This is a genomic window from Polaribacter sp. SA4-10 (assembly GCF_002163835.1).
GTDB lineage: Bacteria > Bacteroidota > Bacteroidia > Flavobacteriales > Flavobacteriaceae > Polaribacter.
Window position 1 is genome coordinate 2,387,274 of record NZ_CP019331.1, and the last position, 22,803, is coordinate 2,410,076.

Sequence of the window (22,803 nt, forward strand, 5' to 3'; positions counted from 1 at the left end):
ATCTAAATTGTGGACAAATATACAATATAAGTCGAAGAATAACGAAGAATTTTCATTGTGAAAGACAATAATCCAATTGGTTTTATTGATTACTGCTGAAAGGTTGGATTATTGATGAAATCATTATCTGAAAGCGCGAGTAGAAATGCTTTTAAATCTGTTTTATCTTGAGTTGATAACTGCACACCACCTTTATCTATATTCTTCATTAAAGGATCTATGGTTGCTGATTTCTTTAAGCCTTCAGAATAATGATTGATAACTTCTTCTAAAGTTGAAAACCGACCATCATGCATGTAAGGTGCTGTAAAAGCTAAATTGCGAATAGAAGGCGATTTAAATTTACCATTATCATTAGGGTCTCCTGTAACATTTCCAAACCCTAAATCTTTAAAAGTAGCATCTAATCCGTTATTATGAAATTTATTATCTGTCCAAAGCGGATTGTTATTACTTCCATGACAATGAAAACAATCTCCTTTTGCTTCGTCCATAAAAACATCAAATCCGTTTTGCTCTTCAGGAGTTAAGGTTGCTTCTTTACGTAAGAACTGATCGAATTTAGAATTGCCAGAAATAAGTGTTCTTTCAAACTGAGCAATTGCTTTTGTAATTATAATAGAATCTATTTTTGAAGTACCAAAAGCTTGTAAAAATAAATTTGGATAGGTTGGGTGTTGTTGGATTCTTTGAGTAACTTTTTTCCAATCTGCATGCATTTCTATCGGATTTGAAACTGGTTCTAATGCCTGTTCTTCTAGACCAAATTCTTTTCCGTCCCAAGCGAAACGTTCATCAAAATTCCATGCGAGATTAAATAAAGGCATGGCATTTCTTTTTCCAAATTCTCCTTGAATTCCGGCACTAAATTGTTGTTGATCTGTAAATGCTTTTTTTGGATTGTGGCAAGAAGCACAAGATTGTGATCCATCCCCAGATAAAATACGATCAAAAAATAATTTCTTTCCTAAAGCAACTCCTTCTTCCGTTAAAAGGTTGTTTGCAGGTACAATGGGAGCAATTAATTTTGCTGCAAAAAGAGTTGGAATTTCTAAGTTATACGGAATTGGGGTGTACACCTCCTCTTCATTCGATGCGCAATTCATCAAAAGAAAACAGAAAAGAAAAAATAGATGTATTTTTTTCATTTTTATATTGTTTGCCATTCTTAGTAATGACAAAGTTTTATTGACTTACTTCTCCAAGAGAAAAAACACCTTTCCCGTTAGCACTCATTGTTTTTTGAGCTTCGAAGTTAGGCATTAAAACAGTGTTTAGCTCGTTTAAATCCCATGTATTTGGGTTTTTAAACCATTCTGCAAGGTTTACCTTAACTTCAATCTCCGTATTGTTTGAAATTGTTACAGTTCCTAAATTGACTTCAAAAGAAGTGTCTTCAAATTTTAAATTATCTGGATATGTTCTGTCTACCGCTCTAATACTATGGTAATTAAAGCCTGCTTCTTCGTATTTGTTGTCTATATATTTTCCGTCAAATTGCATGTAATGATATCCGCCACCTAACATCCCAGGAACGTTAAAGCTAACAGAATTTAAATCTTGATATACGCCATCTATATTGTCTTCGTCTGAAAAACCGAATCTAAAAGAAAGTGTATAAGTCCCGTTCGTAAGGTTTGAAATATTGAATGATGTTCCAGAATTTTCAGTAAAATTAATCAAATGATAGTTTTTTAAGCCAAGCAAACTAATATTTGAAATAAGATATCGTAATTTCTCGATACTTATTTTTTCTCCATTTTTGTTTGTAAATTTTAGCGTGTCAAAATCTTGATTGGTAATTGGTGTTCCATCCCAATTATGAGTAAAATTTAAGGTAATAGTTATGTTTTCGTCTTCGCTGGAGCAAGATGAAAACATAAATATTGAGATGCATAAAAAAGCAAGTATATTTTTCATTTTGTTATTTTAATTGAATTATTAATGCATCTGTAAAGCCTTTATTTTCAGAAATATCTTTGTCTGAACTACTACTTTCACCAACTGCAATAATGGCCTTATTATTTAACTCAACAACATCGTATAGAAAGTCGATTTCTGAGCCGCCAACTGTTTTCTGCCATAAGAGGTTTCCATTGGCATCAACTTTTAAAATAAGTGCATCATTTTGTCCTTTATTTTCAAAACCGTTGTCTAAACTTCTAGAACTACCTGCAATTAAAAAACCATTATCTTGGGTTTTAAAAACTGCTTTTGCAACATCAAAACTTGAACCTCCTACTGTTTTTTCCCAAATAAGTTCTCCTTGCGCAGAAACTTTAATAATCCAAATGTCTGCGCCACCATTATTTAACGATACATCTAAATCTGAACTTCTGGTATCTCCAACAACAATAAAATTACCGTCATTTGTAGCTGTAATTGCAGTAGCTTCATCAATTTTTGATCCGCCAAAACTTTTTTCTAAAAGCAATGTTCCTGTAGATGAGATTTTTATCATCCAAAAATCATAACTTCCTTTATTATTTTCAATATTAAAATCGTCACTGTCTGATGAGCCCACAATTATAAAATTATTATCCGTGGTTTCCACAACACCTAAAGGCAGTTCTGAAAGTGACCCACCAAAGAATTTACGCCACTGTAAGTTACCAGAACCATCTGTTTTTATTGCCCAATAATCTCCACCAGCGTGCTGTGTTGCGGCTGATTTTGAGTTCCCTTGTCCGTTAGAACTAGAAACATCTAAAACACCAGCAATAAGAAATCCCCCATCTTTGGCTTCTAACAATGTTGTACCGTAATCTGCGCCAGAAAAACCAAATGTTTTTTCCCAAAGCAGGTTTCCACTGTTTGAGAGTTTTAGAAACCAAAAATCTTTATCACCTGCATTTTCAGAAACATCTGTATCTGAACTTTTACTGTATCCTAAGACTGCAAAACCACCATCTTTAGTTTGTATAATACTTGCTGCACTGTCATCTTTTGAACCACCAAAAGTTTTCTGCCATTCTAGGGTGTTGTCTGCAGAAAATTTTTGAATCCAAAAATCAAAAGAGGCATCTGTTTTTGTGGTGATGTCTCCGTCTACACTGTGCGTATAACCAGCAATAACGTAGCCACCATCAATTGTTTTTTCAACAGAATAAAAAACCTCATTTTTAGAACCACCAAAAGTTTGGGCAAAATCTAAAGAGCCTGTATTAATTATCTCTTCTACTTCTTCTTGGTTTATTGTAACATCCGTTTTTGAGCAGTTATATAAAAATAATAACGCTAATATTAGAGAATATTTTTTCATTTTATAATAATTATTTGGCATTTTATGTTAAATAATTTATTCAACAATAAATTTCTTTGTCATTTTTTCATTAATTTTAATAAGGTAAATACCTTTTTCTAAAACGGTAGTTTCTAAAATATATTTAGGTTGGTTAATTTTTTTTTGTAAAATTAAAAGAGCTAGTATGAACTAGCTCTTTTAAGGGTTGTAATAATTATTTGAAACTTTATATTAAAGAACTTATTCAATAATAAATTTCTTTGTCATTTTACCATTAATTTTAATAAGGTAAATTCCTTTATTTAAAATAGCAGTTTTTAAAATGTATTTTGGTTGCTTAAGATTTTTTTTATCAATTATTTTTTGGCCTAAAATAGAATATACTTGAACACTTTCTATTATTTTATTATTTCCAATTGTTATTGTTGTTTGAGATTTTGCAGGGTTTGGAAAAACAGAGAAATTTGTTAGTGCTTTTTTAGGCGCTACATTTAAAGTACCACTTTTTCGAATAACAAAAAAACCGTTGTCTATATCACTAACAATAATGTTTCCGCTGGGAAAATAAGGGTATACATTCCAAACACCGTTAAAGTCCGCATTATCATTGTTTGGGTAGGTATCAAAGAAACCAATTTCTGAAAAACTTTTAGTTGCTATATTTGACACATCAATCATGCGCACACCACCCGTATAATTTGCTTGATAGTAGACATTGTCTTTTACATATCCATTATGATCTATAGCATTTGTGTTTCCGAAGTAATCAAAATGATATACTGGATTGTCTAAATCTGTAAAGTCGAAAATAATAGACCGTGTCTTGTTTCCTATTTTTAACTCATCTTGTTCATCACCTAAAATAAAATATTTTAGATCATCAGTAAACCAACCTTGATGTGCATATTTAACATTAGAATAACTTATGGTAGAAATTACGATAGGGTTTGTTTTATCCGTTACGTCTGCAATTACAATTTCATTTTCATTACTTCCAATAAGAATTTCCTTGTTGGTATAGTCTGTATCTGGACCGCTATAAGTGATAACCTGTGCATCATGGGAGTAACCGCCCTCAGCAAAACCGCCTTCAATAACCGGGTTGACAGGATCTTGAATATTTATAAATATAGGACCACCCCCATAGGTAGAGCTTCTGCTTGCCCCAACGATATATGCATATCCACTTTCTTCATTAATCACGATATTATGCGCACTTCCAAACCCCGTAAAAGTGGTGTCTGCAGTAAAAGGTATTATTGCATTTGAAGGATTTCTTAGTCTTCTTAAATCAAAAACCTGCATGCCATGAGAATTAGCTTCGCTAACAATAAAGGCGTGAGAATTATACACCTTTACATCTCTCCAAGAACTACTTACGGTACTTGAGCTTAGTGTTCCTATAATGATGGGTTCTATAGGATTGCTGATATCTATAAAAACAATACCGGTATCTATACCCATTAAAGCATATTCTTTTTGTGTATCAGGGTCGGTCCATCCCCAGCTATCATTACCTGCCGTTGAGAGATTGCCAAGAGTAGCATTAGAAATGTGAGACATTAAGTCGTAATCATTACAAGGATATTCGCCAGCAAAACCATCTATACAAGGAGTTTGAGCAAATATAATTTGAGTTAATAAAAAGAAAATAAAAGTAATTTTTTTCATGGTAGAATTGGGGGGTTAATTTTAATAATGTACCGAATGTACTACAAAAAAACAAGATTTGATAAATATCTCTTTTAAATGTACCATATAACCTTTAAGATTGTACCTATCTTTGCAGTATGTTAGAAGACAAGAATACACAAAAAACATCATTAGCTGAACTTGGTGAGTTTGGTTTAATAAATCATATTACACAATATTTTAAAATTCAGAACGCATCTACAGTAAAAGGAATTGGTGACGATGCTGCAGTTTTAGCTGCATCAGAAAAGCAAACCTTAATTACTACAGATTTGTTGGTTGAAGGTGTGCATTTTGATTTAAGTTATATGCCTCTTAAACATTTAGGTTATAAAGCTGTTATGGTTAATTTATCTGATGTGTATGCAATGAATGGTGTTGCAGAACAAATTACAGTTTCTATTGCCGTATCTAATCGTTTTTCTTTAGAAGCAATTGAAGAATTGTATGCAGGAATTCAGTTGGCGTGTGATACGTATAAAGTAGATTTAATTGGTGGAGATACAACATCCTCTACCAAAGGGATTTTAATTTCTGTAACTGCAATAGGAAAAGTTGATAAAGAAGAAGTTGTTTATAGAAATACTGCAAAAGAAACCGATTTAATTGTTGTTACTGGAGATTTGGGTGCAGCATATTTGGGGTTACAGGTTTTAGAAAGAGAGAAACAAGTTTTTAAAGTAGATCCAAATAATCAACCAGACTTAGACAATTACACGTATTTAATAGAACGTCAATTAAAGCCAGAAGCACGTAAAGATGTTGCAGGTTGGTTAAAAGAATTGGAAGTAAAACCAACTTCTATGATTGATATTTCTGATGGACTTTCTTCTGAAATTATGCATATCTGCAGCCAGAGTAAAGTTGGTTGTAAAATATATGAAGACAAGTTACCTTTAGATCCACAAGTAATAACCGCTTCAGAAGAATTTAATATGGATTCTACGATGATTGCATTAAGTGGAGGTGAAGACTACGAATTACTTTTTACAGTGCCAATTGCAGATTTTGATAAAATAAAAGACAATCCTAATTTTTCTATTATTGGGCATATTACAGCAGAAACTCAAGGTATGAATTTAGTTACAAGAGCAAACCAAGAAATTGAGCTAAAAGCACAAGGTTGGAATGCTTTAAAAGGGGAGTAAAAAGCATAAAATAACTTATAAAAAAAGCGCAAATTTAAAATTTGCGCTTTTTTGTTTTTAATAAAGATTTGTTTCTCTATAAAGAGAACATGAGCTTTAATTCATTTTATCAGAAGTTAAAGGAAGTCAGTAGTTTTTTTAGAAAGTGAAATCAACAAAGCTTCACAAAACGCTCTAAAATAGTTATCAACTCCTCTTTGTTTTCAATATGACTCATATGTCCATTAGGAAAAACAACAAATTCTGAATTCGTTTTTTTAGCTTCTTCTAAGGAAGTTTGATGGTCTAAAACAGGATCTTTTTCACCAATAATTATCAATTTTTTAAAGTTATTTTCAGCTAAAATAGGACTTCTATTTGGGCGATTTTTCATTCCTTCTTGAGCGGCAATATAACCTTGAATAGGGGTTTGTAAAGCTTCAGCTAAAGCCAATTTCATTTCATCTTTAAAAACAGTTCTACTTGCTTCACTAAATAAATTAGTAAAAGACATTCTTACCATATTGGTAAAGTTATTTTGTACCATTTTATTGGCACGAGATCTTAACTTTTTTCGCTCATTGTCGTCTTCAATAGAGGTCGAGTTCATTAAACACAACCCTTTTATTTTCTGTGGATTTTTTTCTGCAAAAGCCAACGCAACATAACCGCCTAAAGAATGACCAATTAGAATACATTTTCTAATTCGTAAATGCTTTAAAACAGCTTCAATTGTTTCTGCAAATAATTCCATGGAATGTGTATAACCCAAACAATCAGATTTTCCATGACCTAATAAATCAATAGTAATTACTCTATTTTTTTTAGTAAGTTGTGGTGTGATCTCTTTCCACATTGTTGCATTTTCTAAAAAACCGTGAATCAGAATAATAGCAGTTCCTTTTCCTTGATCAGAATAAGAAATAGTAGCATTTTTATAATCTAAAACCATAGAAACAAATATACCATTTGAATCGCTTTTAGAAACTCAAAAACATGAAAAAGTATTTACTATATTTGATGAGAATTCATTAAAATCTAATCTTATGTTTTTCAAAAAAATACTACCTCTTGTTCTTTTTATTTTTTCTTTAACCTTAAGTGCACAAATTGATGAGAAAAATCTCGATAACTTGGTAAAAGAGACGTTAAAAACTTTTGATGTTCCAGGTATTTCTGTCGGAATTTTAAAAGACGGAAAAATTATTTATGCAAAAGGCCATGGAGTTCGTTCTTTAACCAATAAAAAAGACATGAACGAAAATACTTTAGTTGGTGTTGCTTCTAATAGTAAAGGTTTTACGTGTTTTGCTTTGGCGATGATGGTAGATGAAGGAAAACTAAATTGGGATGATAAAGTGAGAAAACACATTCCAGAATTTCAGCTATATGATGCTTGGGTAACAGAACAATTTACAGTAAGAGATTTAGTAACGCATAGAAGTGGAATGGGTTTAGGAGCTGGAGATTTAATGTTCTTTCCTGAAGGAAATGATTTTACATCCAAAGATGTGATTAACAATGTAAAACATTTAAAACCAGAAAGTTCTTTTAGAAGCAAATTTGCTTACAATAACAACATGTTTATTATTGCTGGTGAAGTTTTAAAACGTGTAAGTGGTCTTTCTTGGGAAGAATTTATTGAAACAAAAATTATGAAACCTGTTGGAATGCTAAACAGTAAAGCATCTTACAATAGAGTTACAGATAGAACGAACATTATTGAGGCACACACAAGAGCAGATGGTAAAGTGATTCAAATTCCTCATGATTGGAGCGAAACAGCCAATCCTGCAGGTGGAATTATGAGTAATGTAAAAGACATGCTTACTTGGGCAAATTTTTTAATGAATGATGCTGTTACTCAAAACGGAAAACGATTATTAAGTGAACTACAATTTCACGAATTATGGCAATTACAAACGCCTTTAAAAGTTAGAAAAAACGACTCTTACAATGCTAATTTTAGAGGGTATGGTTTGGGTTGGTTTTTAACGGATGTAAAAGGCGGATATAAGCAAGTGTATCACACAGGTGGTTTGTTAGGCACAGTAACTCAGTTTACCATGATTCCAGATTTAGATTTGGCAATTGTAGTGTTAACAAATCAAATGAATGGAAGCGCATTTAATACCATTACCAATACGATAAAAGACACCTATTTAGGCTATGAAGATAGAGGTTGGTTAAAGAAATACGGAACAAGTAATGCTACCTATTTAAAATATAATGATGATTTAAAAGATAGTATTTATGCAAAAGTTGAACTTGCTAAAACCAATAAAAACTTACCAAAACCGGCTCAAATTATAGGAACTTATAAAGATGATTGGTTTGGAAATGTTATTATTTCTAATGATGGCAACACCTATGCTATAAAATGCGAACGTTCTTCTAATTTGTTTGGTGAATTATTGCCATACAATCAAACAACTTATGTTGTAAAATGGAATAATAGAAGTTATGATGCAGATGTTTTTGTTCAGTTTTCTTTTGATGAAAAAGGAATGGCGCAATCTGCAAAAATGAAATACATTGCACCAATTACAGATTTTAGTTTCGATTTTCATGACCTAAACCTTAAAAAATAATAGTAATTTTGATTAAAACAAAAGATATTTGGATTGCAGGTTTTGCACTATTTTCGCTCTTTTTTGGAGCAGGAAATTTAATTTTACCTCCAACTTTAGGAGCGAAGTCAGGTTCAGATTGGTGGATTGTTGTATTGGGTTTTGTACTAACAGCAGTAACGATTCCTATTTTGGCAATTTTTGCACACGCAAAATTACAGGGAACTTTATATGATTTTGGTAAAAAAGTTTCTCCGATTTTTAGCACGGTTTATTGTGTACTTATCTATGCAATTGCCATCGCAATTCCATCTCCAAGAACAGCAGCAGTTACACATGAGATGGCAGTTCAACCCTTTTTTGAAATAACACCACTTTTAACCAGTATTATTTATTTTGTATTGGTGTTTGTTTTTGCCATAAATCGTAATAAAATTATTAGTTTAATTGGTAAGTTTTTAACACCAATTATTGTTTTAATTCTTTTGATAATAATTGCAATCGCTATTTTTACATCTTCAGGAACTGTAAATCCATCAACGTTTAAAACTCCTTTTGTAGACGGAATTTTAGAAGGATATCAAACCTTTGATGCTATTGGAGGCGTTGTTGTTGGAGCCGTAATTATTATCTCTTTAAACTTAAAAGGGAATGACTCTTTTGAAGTTAGAAAAGAACTGATTACAAAAGCAGGAATTATTGCAGGATCTGGTTTGCTTTTAATTTATGGAGGTTTAATTCTAAGTGGCTCTTTATTTTCTTCAACATTTGTAGAAAATGGATCAAGAACAGAAGTTTTATCAAGCTTAAGTTCACAAACGTTGGGTAATTTAGGAACTACTTTTTTAAGTGTCTTAGTTGCTTTAGCATGTTTTACAACAGCGGTTGGTATTGTAACAGGATCAGCAGATTATATAAAAGGAATATGCAAAAACTCTAAAACAGCTTATATTGCTACTGCTGCTATTGCTTCTGTAATTGGGATTGTTGTAGGGAGTTATCAAGTAGATTTTATTATCACATTAGCGGTACCAGCATTAATGTTTTTATATCCAATAACCATTGTATTAATTCTACTAAATATTGTACCCAATAAATATGCTTCAAAATTGGTTTTTAGAGGAGTGGTTTTAGTGACTTTTATCTTTAGTATTACTGACTTTTTAGGCTTTATAATTCCTAGAGAAAACTTAGTAGGCATTAAAAATATGATTCCCTTAGCAAACTCTAGTTTGGGTTGGGTAATTCCTGCTTTATTGGTTTTTATTGGGTTGAATTTTTTAGGGAAGAAAACGACAATTAACTAACTGTTTTTCCACAACTCTATTCTTTGTTCAACTTCTCTTTTAGGAAGTCTATTATTGAACAAATAAAGCTCTTTTATCTTTTGTAGAGCTATCTCATGTGTAATCAAATTTTGATTTAATAACTCATCAAAAATGTATAATATTCCCCGAACTTCTAAATCATCTTTTTTTGCTTGTTTTCTTAATTGTGCATCACCAGTTAACAAAACTCCAGAGAGTTTTTTACTATAATACCAAACAGAACAATCTTCAAAACTTACACCATTGCTTTTTTCTAAAATGTTATTTATCCCTGAAAAATCATCAATAGAGGCAGTCTCAATTATATTAAGTTTGTTACTTGATGTTAAAATAGAAATAGCTTCTTTTTGCTCATCGTATATCTCTTCAAATACAAAATCTGTTGTATGTAATTCAAATTTAAGTTCAGAAAATACTTCAAGAAGTTCTAATTTTACTAAATCGATTAAAATATTAGCATCATTTATTATAACTTTCATAGCAATTGTATCTTATAATAATGAAATCTCTTTTAGGTTTGCTATTCTCTCATTAAGTAAAGAAGAAGCTTTACTAATAGAAATATTTTCTTGAGAAAGTGCTCTGTAAACTAACTGTTCAAATCTATTTGATTTTTCTGGAGTTTCAAATCTTGAATTATCTACTTCCCTTTTTAAGGAAGGGTTTAAATTCAATCGTTTATAAAAACTGATATGTTTATTCTTACTTAAAATACCAGTATCTACAAGTCTATAAATTATTGCACGAATACTGATTCCGTATTTTTTTTGAGCATTAATTAATTCAGGAAAAGTAATATTACGTCTTTTTCCCCCAAATTCTTTAATTACAATATCTGCAGGAAAAAGAAATTCTGAAGCAAATTTATTACAAAACACTTCTTCCTCTTTAGTTTCACAATCTGGAAGGTTTAGTAAAAGATGTCCTAATTCGTGAAGTAAAGTAAATCTTTTTCTTTCAACAGGGAAATCCCCATTAACAACAATAACTGGGTATTTATTATTAACATAAGTGGCTAAACCATCAAATTTTTCATCTACATTATATAACTCGATTACTTTTATTTCTTTATCTTCTAAAAGTTGAATTATGTTGTGAATAGGGTCAATACCAATATTCCAGTCATTTCTTAATTTTAATACAGTTTTTTGAATATCATCTAAAGAGTTAATTTTTATATTTTCAATTATATTTTTAAAACTATAATCAATTGATAGAGTTTCTTCTATCCAAATATAATTTTCAAGTCTTATCTTTATCTCTTCTTTTAGTGAGTTTTGTTTTCTTATAGAAAAAGTTGATTTTTTTCTAAAGTTGATTTCACCAAGTTCAATTTGAAAAGAACTAAAAAAGTAATCCATTTTTAAGCCAAAAAGCTTTGATAATTTTAAAAACCTAGAACTTGTTGGAACCGCTTCACCTTTCTCATATTTACTAACCATTTGTTTAGTAATACCTAATTCATCAGCAATATTCTGTTGAGACAAACATTTTAATATTCGTGCATTTTTAATTCTATTTGCTATAATATTTTCCATATTTCTACTTTTAAAGGTTGACAAAAGTATATAAAAATAGGTAAAAGTCAACCAATAAACAAGATTTTAACTATAATTAAATAGTTTTTTTACGACTAGTAAACCAAACGAAGCTATAATTGTCATTACAAAACACTCTTTTAAAGACACCTTTTAAGTATGTGCCGTTCAGTTTGAAAAAGCCTGTACAATAGATCACACAGAACAACAAAATGCTTACTCTTTTTATCATTGAAGATTAATTAGTACAAAAACTATTAACCAACTTAATCTCATTCAAAGTTTATCAAACTTCATGTTTAAATTATTTAGCTGAAAATTTAAAAAGAAGCACTGTTATTTTTACAAAAAAGACTTTTAATTTTTACATTTATAGTAAACCTTTTCTTGGTAGCAAAATGATTGTATGTTTTTACTTCTCCTTCAAAAAAAGTGGCAACAGTTGTAAAAAACCCAAAAGTTAGCTCTTATTTGTATCAACTATGAGGTATTTTTTTTTTTTCTAATTTTATTCTTAGAATTTAATGTAGTTGTGTTTGCTGTTAATCAAAAGCTAGTATTTACAGTTACTGCAGCGCCAGGATTAACTATTAGTGTATTACAGAATGTAGTATTAGATAGAATTGCATTACCTGTATTTATTAAAACATCATCTTCTGCAAATGAAATTTCACTTGGGTCATTTGGTAACCAAGTAGTATTAAAAGTGTAGGTTATTTTTTCGTGCTGTGGTTGCACGCCTTCAGACAGCGTATTGCTATTACTCCCTGTTAAATTGCATTAAATACTTGCCCTGGCATACGGTATAACGTAGGGTAGGGCAAGTACCTGTGGCTTTGCCAGATGAGGGTGAAACGGTTTATTGAGAATACAAGAAATGAGTAGCCAAAAACAGAAAGGCTATTAAAGCTGCTTTTTTCATAGAGTTCATTTGTTAAAAGCGTACACATTTTACATCTACGTAACCTCTAACACCGCCTGCATTATAAGAAGCATATACAAATGCATATTCTGGGTGGCTTAACGTAATACGAATTGAAACTTTACCTTCCATAAAACCTTGACTCTCTAGAGCCTTTAAAACCAATGAAGTAATTTTTGTTACTGCCCCTGCAGGAGCGGTCCCTATTATACCCAAATCATAATAATTTCCGACAGAATCTACCGCCTCTGCAGTAATATCAGAGTCAGGTAATACGGCACCACCAAACCAACTCGCAGGGTTATTACTGATATACATTATTTGGGAACTATTAGAAGAGTAAGGCATATAAGGTATAATATAAGAACTACAATTACATTCTGCAGGGTTAAGAGCAGCTGCACTACTACTAGATAAATTACTTGCGGTTTTAGCTTGCAATGCATACGGCACACTTGATAAATCGCTGGTGCCTGTTATGGTATAAATACCATCATTGGTTAAGTCTGTTTCTGTTTTTATAGCGTATGTACCTTCAGACCAATCTATGGTAGTAATATTGCCACTTACAAGCGTACCTTCTCCTATTTTAAAAGAAACCAAACCATTGCCATTGGTTGTTGGTGCTTGGGTTTCTACATAAACGGTAGTATCTGGTACGCCCGCTTTTATAATACTTATTTGCATACCTACTGCTGTGTTGGTTACTAATGCATTGCTACTGTTTCTAATTACCCCTTGGTAATTTAATTTATCTGGTGTTTGTCCAAAAGTGCTTGCAGTAATTAATAAGGCAGCAAAAAGAGTGTTTAATTTTGTATTCATAAATAGTTGTTTATCGAAAATTTGTTAAAAAGAGATTGTAATTCTTAATAGCTATTATTGCAGGTAAAGGTCTACTTTTAATAAAATATAGAAGTCAGTATAATTACCCTTTTTTTATAGAAAAAAGAGGTAATTAAGTAAAAACACTACATTTTAAATAACAAGGACTTTGTACTACCTAAAATTTAATAAAAAAATTACAGGACTATAAGCTTGTAAGAAGTATTTTTTACATACTAATTTGTTGCCAGGGAGTTCTTTTTAAATAAAAAAGACAAACACTTCTGTTCGCCTTTTTCTTACTATTTTAAAATGCGCTATTAAAACTTTTCTGGCACAAATGTTTGGTAAGTAATTGGCGGTCTAATATACGCTTTGTTGTCTGGTAAAGGAGGAAGTTCTATAGGTTCATGATCTATTTTTTCATAAGGGATTTTACTTAAAACATGGCTAATACAATTTAATCTTGCTTTCTTTTTATTGTCAGAATTTACTACATACCAAGGAACTTGTTTGGTATCTGTATGAGCAAACATAGTATCTTTTGCTTTAGAATATTCTAACCAACGAGATCGAGATTCTAAATCCATTGGACTAAATTTCCAACGTTTTAAAGGATTAGAAATACGGTTTTTAAAACGTTTTTCCTGCTCTTCATCACTTACAGAAAACCAATATTTTAAAACGATAGTTCCAGATCTCACTAACATGCGTTCAAATTCTGGACAAGAACGTAAAAACTCATCATATTCATCATCTGTACAAAAACCCATTACTTTTTCTACACCAGCTCTATTGTACCAGCTTCTATCTAGTAAAACAATTTCACCAGCTGCTGGTAAATATTGTACATAACGCTGAAAATACCATTGAGATTTCTCTCTTTCTGTAGGGATACCCAATGCAACAACTTTACAAATTCTTGGGTTTAAGGGCTCTGTAAAACGTTTTATAGTGCCACCTTTTCCAGAAGCATCTCTTCCTTCAAAAATGATAACTACTTTTAAACCTTGCTTTTTTACCCATTCTTGTAAATGCACTAATTCTGTGTGCACTTTCGCTAGTTCTTGTTCGTAATTAAACTTTTTGCCTTTGTTTTTTTCTGAAGTTGAGTCATTCATACATGCAATTTAAGAAAAATCAAAAAAAAAGAGTACTTAAAGAGGGTTAGATTCCCTATTTTAAATCAATTATAAATAATAAACGACTAATTTTTTGACTAAAATTACATTCAAAATTAAATACCTATTTTTGCTTTTCATATTATCTATTGTTAAAAAATAAGCCTTTGTTAAACTATTACTCATATCCTCATAAAATCTCTACAAACTGGGTGACTTTTGTTCACGGTGCAGGAGGAAGTAGTTCTATTTGGTACAAACAAGTTAGAGATTTTAAAAAGCATTTTAATGTTTTAATTTTAGATTTACGAGGTCATGGAGATAGTACGCCAACGCTAAAAGACACTTTTAATCCTAAATATACCTTTGACTCTATTACAAGTGATATTGTTGAGGTTATTGAGTATTTACAGATTAATAAATCACATTTTATAGGAATCTCTTTAGGAACAATTTTGATACGGAATCTTGCCGAAAAAAGACCTGAATTGGTGGAAAGCTTGATTATGGGTGGTGCAATTATTAAATTAGACTTTCGCTCTCAAATTTTAATGCGAGTTGGTAATGTTTTTAAATCTGTGGTTCCATACATGTATCTATATAAGCTCTTTGCTTTTATAATCATGCCAAAGAAAAATCATAAGAATTCGCGTTTGTTGTTTGTAAATGAAGCAAAGAAACTCTATCAAAAAGAATTTTTAAGATGGTTTAAATTAACCTCAGAGATTAATCCTCTATTGCGTTTTTTTAGAGCAACTGATATTAAAATTCCTACCTTTTATATTATGGGAGCTGAAGATCATTTGTTTTTACCATCAATAAAAAATATTGTAGCAAAACATACAACTTCTTCTTTATTTGTTGTTGATAATTCTGGACATGTTGTAAATGTAGAACAGCCGGAAACGTTTAACAATCAAACAATTAAATTTATAAACTCTTTAGCAGTTTAAAAATAAATCTATTTTTTTATCCTTTATTAACACCTAATTTATGCCCACTAAAGGCATAATAAAGAATTATAATATAACAAGGTAATAATATCCAATACCCAAAGGAAGCAGCTTCTGCGAGCGCTGTAGCTTCGTTAATTCCGTTTGTAATTAGTGCTGCTTTTTTGTTATCAACCAAAGCACCATATAAGGGAGGAATAATTGCGCCACCAGAAATTGCCATAATAAGTAATGCTGAAGCGGTTTTTGTAAATTTTCCCAATCCTGTTAAAGCTAAAGGCCAAATTGCTGGCCAAACCAACGCATTTGCAATACCTAAAGCTGCAACAAAAAGTACAGAGGTAAATCCACTTGTAAAAACAATACAAAATGAAAATACAATACCTAAAATAGCACTTGCTTTTAAAGCCAAGGATTGACTTATATATTTAGGAATTAAAAATACACCTAAAGCATAGGTTGCAACCATTGCCATTAGTGTAAATAAGGTAAAAAACTTAGCTTCATCAACTGGGATATCTAAAGAAATACCATAAGAAATAATAGTATCTCCAGCGATCACTTCTACTCCTACATATAAAAACAACGCTAAAACACCCAGCCATAAATGTGGAAATTGAAAAATACTTGTTTTAGGTTTTCCATCAGTTTCAGAAACTTCAATTGGTTGTGCTTCTACATGAGGTAAAGGAGCTTTTCTAATTAGAATTCCTAATAAAAATAAAACAACTGCCATTACAATATAAGGAGTAACAACACTATCTGCCATTGTGTTTAATAAACTCGCTTTTTCAGCATCATTTACAACGTTTAATTGTTCTTTAATTTCATCGATTCCAGATAATAAAATAGCACCAAAAATTACAGAACCTAAAGCACCAGCAACTTTGTTAGCAATTCCCATAATTGCAATACGTTTTGCAGCACTTTCCATGGGGCCTAAAATAGTAATATAAGGGTTAGAAGCAGTTTGCAGTAAAGTCATACCTGCACCTTGAATAAATATTGCAACTAAAAACATCCAGTAAGTTCTAGCTTCTGCAGCAGGAATAAAAACCAATGCTCCTATTGCCATAATTATCAAACCTAAAGACATTCCTTTTTTATACCCAATTTTATCTATAATATAAGAAGCTGGTAAAGCCATAATAACAAAAGAAATATAAGATGCTGAAGCCACTAAATAAGATTGTGCATCTGTTAATTCGTTTATCGTTTTCATAAACGGAATTAATGCGCCATTTATCCAAGTTACAAATCCGAAAATAAAGAAAAGACCTGCAATAATAATTATTGGAACTAATGTTTTGTTTTTAGTTTGAGTTGACATTTATATTGGTTTAGTTAAACTTAAAGTTGATTTTTTATAAAAAAGAAAGATATAATTTATTTAATCATAAAAAAAGCGAGTTTTTAAACTCGCTTTTTAAGTATTTATTTCAAGATTTAACCTTGCATTAAATCTTCAATTTCATCTGCTTCAATAGGAATGTTTCCCATTAAGTTAAAAGGGGCTCCTTTTTCTTGAATTACAACATCATCTTCTAAACGAATTCCAAAACCTTCACCAGGAATATAAATTCCAGGTTCTACTGTAAATACCATATTTGCTTCCATTGGCAAGTGCAACAAACCATAATCATGGGTGTCTAAACCAATATGATGAGAAGTTCCATGCATAAAATATTTTTTATATGCAGGCCAATCTTTATCCTCATTTTGTACATCAGCTTTATCTAATAAACCTAAGTTTAGTAATTCTGAAGTCATAAGATGCCCAACTTCTACATGATATTCTTTCCATAAAGTACCTGGAACTAATAATTTTGTAGCTTCTTTTTTAACATGATTTACAGCGTTGTAAACTGCTTTTTGTCTATCAGAAAATTTCCCAGAAACGGGTATTGTTCTTGTTAAATCACTTTTATAATTTGCGTATTCTGCAGCAGTATCTAATAAGATTAAATCGCCACTTTTACATTCCCGATTATTCTCCATGTAATGTAAAACATTAGCACTGTTTCCTGAAGCTATAATTGGGGAATAAGCAAACCCTTTAGATCTGTTTCTTACAAACTCATGTATTAATTCTGCTTCAATTTCGTGTTCCCAAACACCGGGTTTTACAAAATCTAAAATTCTACGAAACCCTTTTTCAGTAATATCACAAGCATTTTGCATTAAGTCTAATTCTATTTGGTCTTTTACAGCGCGTAAGCCATGCATAATAGGACTACTTTTTGCAACTGAATGTGCAGGGTATTTTGCTAGCAACCATTTTGTAAAACGGTCTTCTCGTGTTTCTGTTTCTATGTTGGCTCTATAATGTTCATTTGTATTGATGTAGAAAGTATCGCAATACGTAGAAAGCTCAAAAATTACTTTTTCTAAATCCTGTAACCAATAAACTGTTTTGATTCCAGATGTTTTAAAAGCGGCTTCTTTTGTTAATTTAGCGCCTTCCCAAACTGCAATATGATCATTTGTTTCTCTTACAAATAAGATTTCTCTATGCTTTTCATTTGGGCAATCAGGAAACAAAACCAAGACACTTTCTTCTTGGTCTACTCCACTTAGATATAAAATATCTCTGTGTTGCTCAAAAGGCATTGTGCTATCTGCACTTATTGGGTAAATGTCATTAGAATTAAAAACGGCTAAACTATTTGGCTTCATATTAGAAGCAAAGTTTTTACGGTTTTTTATAAAAAGTTGTGAATTTATTTGATGATATTTCATGCTGAATTCTATTTAGAACTCAAAGGTAGGAATAATATACATCAACTTAAAACGAGATGAATTTTCAAGTGCATAAAAAAACCTTTTCTATTTTTTTCAAAATAAAAAAGGTTCGTTCTATAAAAGGAAACTTATATACTAATAACGTTTCTTTTTAGGTGCTCCAGTTCTACCTCTTCCAGAAGTAGATCCTGCAGGTTTATTTCCTTTAAAGTGTGGTTTTCTTTTTGGTTTATCTCCTTCAGAAGAAGAATTTTTCTTACCAAATGAACCTTTACTTTGAGATGCGGCTCTTTTTGGGCCAGCAGTATCCGTTGGTTCATACCCTGCTAAAACTTCAGTATTTAATTTCTGCTTTAGAATTTTTTCTATTTCTTTTTGATATTCAGTTTCTTCACTACAAACTAAAGAAATTGCTTCTCCACTTGCACCAGCTCTACCCGTTCTACCAATTCTATGAACATAATCTTCAGGTACATTTGGTAGCTCAAAATTTATAACGTGAGGTAATAAAGGAATATCTAATCCACGAGCTGCAATATCTGTTGCTACTAAAACTCTAATAGAATTGTTTTTAAAATTTGCCAAAGCTTTTGTTCTTGCTCCTTGACTTTTATTTCCATGAATTGCAGCAGCAGTAATACCAGATTTAACTAATTTTTCTGTTAACTTATTTGCACCATGTTTTGTTCTTGTAAACATTAAAACCTGACTCCAATTACCTTCACTTATCAAATCGATAACTAATCCTGTCTTTTTCCCTTTGTCTACTCGATACACTTTTTGCTCTACCATTTCTGCAGTAGAATTTTGTGGAGCAGCTTCTACAGAAACAGGATTTCTTAAAATTCCCGATGCCAATTTCTTAATATCATTAGAAAAAGTTGCAGAAAACATTAAGTTTTGACGCTTAGAAGGCATAAAACTAATAATTTTGTTAATATCTCTAACAAAACCCATGTCTAACATTCTATCTGCTTCGTCTAAAATAAGAATATCTACTCTTTTAAATGAAACTGCTTTTTGATCATGTAAATCTAATAATCTACCTGGAGTTGCAACTAATATATCTACACCTTGTTTTAGCGTTCTTATTTGACTAGCAGCTTTTACACCACCAAAAACTACAGTAGATCTTATGTCTAAATATTTACTATATTCTCTAACATTTTCATGAACTTGTGCTGCTAATTCTCTTGTTGGTGTTAAAACCAATGCACGTAAAGGTCTATATTTTGGGTGTTTTGTTTCTGATAAAATTTGTAAAACAGGTAATGTAAAACCTGCAGTTTTTCCAGTTCCTGTTTGTGCAGAAGCTAAAATATCCTTTCCGTCTAATATATGAGGAATTGCTTTTTCTTGTATTGGTGATGGGGTTGTGTACCCTTTTTCTTGAACGGCTTTTAATAAAGCTTCAGATAATCCTAATGATTTAAACGACATAGTTGGTTTTTAAGAAACAACGTAGATTTTGTCGTTTCTGAATGAATTTGCAAATATACATGGAATTCTATTGGTATTACTAATGTTTTAACCTTTCTTAAAAATGAAAAAACCATCAATTTTGATGGTTTTTAATTCTGGCTGTGTTGCTCTTTTAAATTTTTTATAATTTCAATTTTTCTTAAAAAAACGAGGAACTATAAAGATGTAAAGAATTGTATTTTAAGGTGTTAACACTTATTTGTTGAGGTTTTGTTAATCGATTAATAGATGTATTATAGTTTTTTTAACGTTAAAATTTTTGTGAAGGTCCTTACAAATAGTAAATTCAACACTTCTAAACCAAAAGACCTAATGAAAACTTTATCAACAATTCTTACGTTAGTAGTGTGTTTTTTTTCAATAAATTTTGAAGCACAACAAACTGTAACAAAATCAAGTAATATTCAAGATGCTTTAAAACAAAAAGCAATTCTAACAAAAAATTCACGTGTAAAAAACATTTCATTTACAAATATAGGACCAACTGTTATGAGTGGTAGAGTTGTAGATGTTGATGTTAATCCAGAAAATACAACCGAGTTTTATGTTGGTTATGCTTCTGGTGGTTTATGGCATACAAATAATAACGGAACAACTTTTACACCCGTTTTAGACAAATCTCCAACACAAAATATTGGAGATATTGCTGTTGATTGGAAAAGTGGAACTATTTGGGTAGGAACTGGTGAGAAGAATTCTTCTAGATCAAGTTATGCAGGAATAGGAATGTTGAAATCTACGGATAAAGGAAAAAGTTGGACAAATGTTGGGTTGCTAGATTCACATCACATAAGTAGAATTTTAATCAATCCAAATAATACTGATGAAGTTGTAGTTGGTGTAATTGGTCATTTGTATTCTTCAAATCAAGAACGTGGAATTTTTAAAACTACTGATGGAGGAAAAACATGGAAAAAATCATTGTTTATTGATGAAAACACAGGAATTATTGATGTTGCCCAATCTCCAAATAATTTTAATATTTTGTACGCGGCTTCTTGGGAAAGAAATAGAAAAGCGTGGGATTTTGTTGGAAACGGAAAAGGTTCTGCCATTTATAAAAGTACAGATGCGGGAAATTCTTGGGATAAAATTTCTGATAAAAGCGGATTCCCAACCGGAGATGGAGTTGGTAGAATTGGTTTAGCAGTTTATGATGAAAATACAGTATATGCTTTTCATGATAACCAATTTAGAAGAAAGGAAGACAAGGATAAAAAGGCGTTAAATTCATTGACAAAAGATGATTTTAAAACCATGTCTGCAGAAGTGTTTTTAAATCTTACAGATAAAAAATTGAATACCTATTTAAAAACAAACGGATTTCAAGAAAAATATAGAGCAGAAAATGTAAAGCAAATGGTGCGTTCAGGAAACGTGAAACCAATAGATTTAGCTAACTATTTAGAAGATGCAAACTCAATGTTATTTGACACGCCAGTTATAGGTGCAGAAGTTTTTAAAACGACAAATGGAGGGAAATCTTGGAAAAAAACACACGAAGGTTATTTAGATGATTTATATTATTCTTACGGATATTATTTTGGTGAAATTAGAGTAGATCCACAAGATGAAAATGGTATTTACGTACAAGGAGTTCCTATTTTAAAATCAAAAGATGGTGGAAAAACCTTTGCATCTATTAGTAGAGAAAATGTACATGCAGATCATCAAACATTATGGGTAAACCCTAAAAAACAAGGTCATTTAATTGACGGAAATGATGGTGGTTTAAACATTTCTTATGATGATGGAGAGAGCTGGATAAAATTAAACGACCCTGCAGTTGGTCAGTTTTATGCTGTGTATGCAGACAATCAAAAAAACTATAAAGTGTATGGAGGTTTGCAAGATAATGGCGTTTGGGTTGCATCAAATAATGCAAAAATAGATAAACGTTGGCAACAAACGGGTCAAAATCCTTATGAGTCAATTATGGGTGGAGATGGAATGCAAGTTCAGGTAGATGACAGAAATCCTAATATTGTTTACACAGGGTATCAATTTGGAAATTATTATAGAATTAATAGAGAAACAGAAGAAAACACCTACATTCAACCAAAACATACTTTAGGCGAAAATCCTTATCGATTTAATTGGCAAACACCAATTCATTTATCAAAACATAATCAAGATATTTTATATTTAGGAGGAAATAAATTGCATCGTTCTCTAGATAAAGGAGATCATTGGGAAACTATTTCAGGCGATTTAACAAATGGTGGAAAAAAAGGAAATGTTGCGTATGGAACATTAACTTCAATTTCTGAAAGTCCGTTTCAATTTGGATTAATTTATACAGGTTCAGATGATGGATTTGTAAATGTTACCAAAAACGGAGGAGGAAGTTGGACACGTATTTCTAATAATTTGCCACAAAATTTATGGGTTTCTAGAGTTATTGCATCAAAATATAAAAAAGAACGTGTTTATGTAACGTTAAACGGTTACAGGTTTGATGATTTTACACCTTATGTTTTTATGTCTGATGATTTTGGACAAACATGGAAAAATATTGGTGGTACAATTCCTACATCAGCAGTAAATGTAATAAAAGAAGATGCTGAGAATGAAAATCTAGTATATCTAGGTACAGATAATGGATTGTATGTTTCTTTTAATCAAGGAGATTCGTGGGAAGCTTTTAGTAAAAATTTACCAAATGTTGCCGTGCATGACTTGGTGATTCAACCTGCAGCAAAACATTTAATTATTGGTACACATGGAAGAAGTTTATACAAAGCAAATATTGCGCCTTTACAATTATTAACAGATGAATTAGCTGCAAAATCAGTTCATATTTTTGAAATTAATTCGATTAAAAAAAGAAGTTCTTGGGGAAGTTCTTGGAGTAAATGGTTAGAACCAAATACGCCAGAAGTAACAATTCCTTTTTATGTAAATTCTGATAAAAAAGTTACTATTGATGTGTTTTCTGATGATGTAAAAGTGAATTCATTTTCTATAGACGCAGACAAAGGTTTTAATGAGGCAGTTTTTGATGTTTCTTTTTCTAAGAAAGGAAGAGAAGATTTTGAAAAAGCAAACAAAGAAGTAGATATAGAGAAAGCTAAAAATGATAAGTATTATTTACCAAAAGGGAAATATACCATTAAAATTGGTGAAGTTTCAGGAGAATTAGAAGTGAAATAATTTTGTTTCAAGTCTAATTTTATTAAAAACACTACTTTTGAAAAATGAAAAAGGTAGTGTTTTTATTTTGTCTGATATTTACGTTTCAAACATATTCTCAACCTAG

18 protein-coding genes are annotated in these 22,803 nt (G+C 31.1%); 5 read left to right on the plus strand and 13 right to left on the minus strand.

The annotated features are described in order from the left end of the window. Positions 1 to 89 precede the first annotated feature (89 nt). From BTO04_RS10375 to BTO04_RS10390, 4 genes are all read right to left on the minus strand, one after another. Positions 90 to 1,148: a cytochrome-c peroxidase gene (locus BTO04_RS10375; RefSeq protein ID WP_232455886.1), complete on the minus strand. Its 1,059-nt coding sequence runs from the start codon at positions 1,146 to 1,148 to the stop codon at positions 90 to 92. A 37-nt stretch (positions 1,149 to 1,185) separates the two neighbouring features. Beyond that, on the minus strand, positions 1,186 to 1,920 hold the full coding sequence (locus BTO04_RS10380; protein ID WP_087564433.1) for an MbnP family protein: 735 nt from the start codon (positions 1,918 to 1,920) through the stop codon (positions 1,186 to 1,188). 4 nt (positions 1,921 to 1,924) lie between these two features. Next, positions 1,925 to 3,262 carry a hypothetical protein gene (locus tag BTO04_RS10385; protein ID WP_087565386.1) on the minus strand — a complete coding sequence of 446 codons (1,338 nt, stop codon included), beginning with the start codon at positions 3,260 to 3,262 and terminating at the stop codon, positions 1,925 to 1,927. A gap of 222 nt (positions 3,263 to 3,484) precedes the next feature. After that, positions 3,485 to 4,915 carry a choice-of-anchor B family protein gene (locus BTO04_RS10390; protein WP_087564434.1) on the minus strand — a complete coding sequence of 477 codons (1,431 nt, stop codon included), beginning with the start codon at positions 4,913 to 4,915 and terminating at the stop codon, positions 3,485 to 3,487. Positions 4,916 to 5,034: 119 nt separating this feature from the next. On the opposite strand from BTO04_RS10390, the gene thiL reads away from it, so the two are divergent. After that, positions 5,035 to 6,084 carry a thiamine-phosphate kinase gene (gene thiL, locus BTO04_RS10395; protein ID WP_087564435.1) on the plus strand — a complete coding sequence of 350 codons (1,050 nt, stop codon included), beginning with the start codon at positions 5,035 to 5,037 and terminating at the stop codon, positions 6,082 to 6,084. Between the two features lie 151 nt (positions 6,085 to 6,235). On the opposite strand, the gene BTO04_RS10400 is transcribed toward thiL, so the two are convergent. Next, positions 6,236 to 7,015 carry an alpha/beta fold hydrolase gene (locus BTO04_RS10400; RefSeq protein WP_087564436.1) on the minus strand — a complete coding sequence of 260 codons (780 nt, stop codon included), beginning with the start codon at positions 7,013 to 7,015 and terminating at the stop codon, positions 6,236 to 6,238. A 94-nt stretch (positions 7,016 to 7,109) separates the two neighbouring features. Here BTO04_RS10400 and BTO04_RS10405 point away from each other — a divergent pair, with 94 nt between their 5' ends. Both BTO04_RS10405 and brnQ read left to right on the plus strand, forming a co-directional pair. Continuing rightward, positions 7,110 to 8,654, plus strand: a complete 1,545-nt coding sequence (locus BTO04_RS10405; protein ID WP_087564437.1) for a serine hydrolase — start codon at positions 7,110 to 7,112, stop codon at positions 8,652 to 8,654. Between the two features lie 8 nt (positions 8,655 to 8,662). Next, on the plus strand, positions 8,663 to 9,940 hold the full coding sequence (gene brnQ / locus BTO04_RS10410) for a branched-chain amino acid transport system II carrier protein (RefSeq protein WP_087564438.1): 1,278 nt from the start codon (positions 8,663 to 8,665) through the stop codon (positions 9,938 to 9,940). Here brnQ and BTO04_RS10415 read toward each other — a convergent pair. From BTO04_RS10415 to ppk2, 5 genes are all read right to left on the minus strand, one after another. Next, positions 9,937 to 10,440, minus strand: coding sequence for a hypothetical protein (locus tag BTO04_RS10415; protein ID WP_087564439.1), 504 nt, complete (start codon positions 10,438 to 10,440; stop codon positions 9,937 to 9,939). The genes brnQ and BTO04_RS10415 overlap by 4 nt on opposite strands. A gap of 12 nt (positions 10,441 to 10,452) precedes the next feature. Then, a complete protein-coding gene (locus BTO04_RS10420; RefSeq protein ID WP_087564440.1) occupies positions 10,453 to 11,499 on the minus strand; it encodes a helix-turn-helix domain-containing protein in 1,047 nt (348 codons plus the stop codon). A 546-nt stretch (positions 11,500 to 12,045) separates the two neighbouring features. Next, positions 12,046 to 12,237: a hypothetical protein gene (locus tag BTO04_RS15210; RefSeq protein WP_157662453.1), complete on the minus strand. Its 192-nt coding sequence runs from the start codon at positions 12,235 to 12,237 to the stop codon at positions 12,046 to 12,048. A gap of 196 nt (positions 12,238 to 12,433) precedes the next feature. Continuing rightward, positions 12,434 to 13,246, minus strand: coding sequence for a hypothetical protein (locus BTO04_RS10430; RefSeq protein ID WP_087564442.1), 813 nt, complete (start codon positions 13,244 to 13,246; stop codon positions 12,434 to 12,436). Between the two features lie 320 nt (positions 13,247 to 13,566). Beyond that, on the minus strand, positions 13,567 to 14,367 hold the full coding sequence (gene ppk2, locus BTO04_RS10435; RefSeq protein WP_087564443.1) for a polyphosphate kinase 2: 801 nt from the start codon (positions 14,365 to 14,367) through the stop codon (positions 13,567 to 13,569). Between the two features lie 167 nt (positions 14,368 to 14,534). On the opposite strand from ppk2, the gene BTO04_RS10440 reads away from it, so the two are divergent. Beyond that, positions 14,535 to 15,320, plus strand: a complete 786-nt coding sequence (locus BTO04_RS10440; protein WP_087565387.1) for an alpha/beta fold hydrolase — start codon at positions 14,535 to 14,537, stop codon at positions 15,318 to 15,320. A gap of 16 nt (positions 15,321 to 15,336) precedes the next feature. On the opposite strand, the gene BTO04_RS10445 is transcribed toward BTO04_RS10440, so the two are convergent. The 3 genes from BTO04_RS10445 to BTO04_RS10455 form a co-directional block, all read right to left on the minus strand. Then, positions 15,337 to 16,650: a sugar MFS transporter gene (locus BTO04_RS10445; RefSeq protein WP_087564444.1), complete on the minus strand. Its 1,314-nt coding sequence runs from the start codon at positions 16,648 to 16,650 to the stop codon at positions 15,337 to 15,339. Positions 16,651 to 16,766: 116 nt separating this feature from the next. Beyond that, on the minus strand, positions 16,767 to 18,059 hold the full coding sequence (locus BTO04_RS10450; protein WP_087564445.1) for an aminopeptidase P family protein: 1,293 nt from the start codon (positions 18,057 to 18,059) through the stop codon (positions 16,767 to 16,769). Between the two features lie 138 nt (positions 18,060 to 18,197). Beyond that, the gene (locus BTO04_RS10455; protein ID WP_087564446.1) at positions 18,198 to 19,502 is read right to left on the minus strand and encodes a DEAD/DEAH box helicase; all 1,305 of its coding nucleotides are present in this window, start codon (positions 19,500 to 19,502) and stop codon (positions 18,198 to 18,200) included. A gap of 354 nt (positions 19,503 to 19,856) precedes the next feature. Between BTO04_RS10455 and BTO04_RS10460 the strand changes: the two genes are divergently transcribed. Then, entirely contained in the window at positions 19,857 to 22,697 is a 2,841-nt protein-coding gene (locus BTO04_RS10460; RefSeq protein ID WP_157662454.1) for a glycosyl hydrolase, read from the plus strand. Positions 22,698 to 22,803: the final 106 nt, after the last annotated feature.